This window comes from Stenotrophomonas sp. P5_B8 (assembly GCF_054049855.1).
On record NZ_JBFULO010000516.1, the window covers coordinates 1 to 2,348 of the forward strand.

Below are 2,348 nucleotides of genomic sequence, written 5' to 3' on the forward strand. Positions count from 1 at the left end.
CAACCGGTACGAGCGGGCCGTGCACAATTGCGATATCGAAACGGCGCAGAAGATTGCGCGCACCCTGGGCGTTTCCGTTGCCTATCTGTTTGCGGAAACGGACCAGCTTGCCGAGCTCATCGATGAGTTCGGCAAGCTGTCCGGAAAGGCGCAGGACGCATTGCTTCTGGAAGTGCGGCGTAAAGCGACCAGATAGCGCGCGCCCGCCGAGATCTGGCACCGCTTCCCACGCGCCCATAACTGCATTACCCATCAACCCATAGCCGTTGATCTGAGCTGGGCGGTCAGCAGGCGCGTCAGGCTGCGGCGCGCAAAGTACCCCTGCAGCTGCCTGGCCTTGATGGTCGTTGCCCTCAGCCGAGGGCGGCCATCGGTACCGTGGTCGATCCGGTAGCAGCGCGAAGCCCCGCACAGCTCTGCCTGGCTCGCGGTGACCGTCACCACGGTCACCTCCAGACTGGTGAAGTCTGCATCGGAGGCGATCTCCGGATTCTCCTTGCTGGCGCGCTCGATAAGCGTACGGAACCGGCCCAGATCTCGTTCGCCGCCGCTGGTGAGCGAGCCGACGTTGGTCGCACGGCGGACATCGTCGTCGTCGCCGTTAACATCCTGGCTCCAGCGTTCAGTGCGCTCGGGTATGACCGCGCGAACGACCTTGCCATCCGGCTCAATCAGGTCGATGACCACGTCAAGCAGATACACCGGTTCCAATCCCAGATTGGTCACGAAGCAATGCGCGTCCAGATCCTTGCCGGCGCCTGATGTGATCAGAATGGACGGTCGCTGCTGACGTCGGTAGCTGCGCAGGAAAAAGCTCAGGTAAACCACCCAGATCAGCGCCGTCACGCAGGTCATGGCGGCGGTTATCAGCGGGGCGAAATGAAGCAGGTTCTGAAGCACGATGGGCTGGATTCCGTAGGGCCGACGCAGGGGCACGCGCTAGCTGCATGATCGCCATTGACCCGCTTGGATCCTGTGAAACGCCCTGCGCCGATCGCGCAGGAGAACAGCGCGTGGCTTCAGAATGGGGATCGCCCGCAACGCAGGCGGCCTATGGGCAGTGGCAGATAATGGCCAGGCGACAGTCAAGGGAACGCGGGAGAGGGGCATTGATTCAACCTCCCGAACACGTGTCAGCCGCTGAGGCCTGGATCACTGCGGCGGTGCATCCGGGGACGCAGGGCCGCCAGCGGACCGTTGCGAAAACTCCACGAAACGCGCCGCCGAGATCGCCTGACGGCTGCCGCACGCTGGGCACTCCAGCACCGCGCCTCCGCCCGGTATGTTCGCAAGGCTTGGCGGGGCAGCGGCAGTGGTGACGTGATGGCAGGAAAGACATTCGGCCTGGACACTGAGCACTTTGGGCTCCTCGTCCGTGTCCGGCCGACCTGGCTGCACGTTCACTTCAAACAGATAGAACCGCCCTGTATTTGGCATGCTCACGCGTTCGCATTGAGGGCCCATGGGGTGACGGCGCGGGCCTGGGTCTGGATTTCATCATAGGCCGCCGCGACGGCCGGAGCCAGAGCGCCCGTGTCCCCGCCTGGCTTTGCCGGGGCCGGAGGGGCAGGGAGGGGCGTAAGAAGAGAGCCGCGATCGTCGGCTCCCTGATCGGCATTCACTCGCTGGATGGCACGTGAAGCGTGGGGCAATCCAACTACGGCAGTTCCACCACCACTTTTCCCTTCGCGCGCCCGCTTTCCACATGGGCCAGCGCGCCTTGGGTGTCCTCGAACGGGAACACCCGATCAATGACCGGGACGATTGCGCCGGACTCGACAAGCGATGTGATGTCGCTCAGTTGCGCCCCATCGGCCCGCATGAAGACGAAGGAATACGTCACCCCCTTCTGCTTGGCCTTGCTGCGGATGCCATGGCTGAGCAGGCGCATGACCTGCTTGAGCGGCCAGGCCAACCCGCGCGCGGTCGCAAAGGTGGGCGTGGGCGGGCCCGAGATGGAGATGAGATGGCCACCCGGCTTGAGGATCTGCAGCGAGCGCTCCAGTTCCTCCTTGCCCAGGCTGTTGAGCACCACATCGTAGTCGCGCAGTTCAGTGGCGAAATCCTGTTGCCTGTAATCGATGACCACATCCGCGCCCAGGTCCTTCACCCACGCCACGTTGGGCGTGCTGGTGGTGGTGGCCACGAACGCGCCAAGGTGTTTGGCCAGCTGGATCGCCACGGTGCCGACGCCGCCGGAGCCGGCCTGGATGAAGACCTTCTGCCCCGGTTTCAGCTGGGCGGTTTCGACCAGTGCCTGCCACGCGGTCAGCGCGACCAGCGGCAGCGAGGCGGCCTCCACCATGGTGAGGTTTTGGGGTTTGAGTGCCACGGATGCGGCGCTGACC

2 protein-coding genes and 1 pseudogene are annotated in these 2,348 nt (G+C 64.2%); 1 reads left to right on the top strand and 2 read right to left on the bottom strand.

Going from position 1 to position 2,348, the window contains the following annotated elements:
• A pseudogene (locus ACXJKH_RS18785) lies at window positions 1-196 on the top strand (transcriptional regulator); the annotation flags it as partial.
• 56 nt (window positions 197-252) lie between these two features.
• On the opposite strand, the gene ACXJKH_RS18790 reads toward ACXJKH_RS18785, so the two are convergent.
• Entirely contained in the window at window positions 253-900 is a 648-nt protein-coding gene (locus ACXJKH_RS18790) for a hypothetical protein (protein WP_457321638.1), read from the bottom strand.
• A gap of 757 nt (window positions 901-1,657) precedes the next feature.
• Window positions 1,658-2,348, bottom strand: a 691-nt coding sequence (locus ACXJKH_RS18795; RefSeq protein WP_457321640.1) for an NADP-dependent oxidoreductase, incomplete at its 5' end; no start/stop codon positions are given.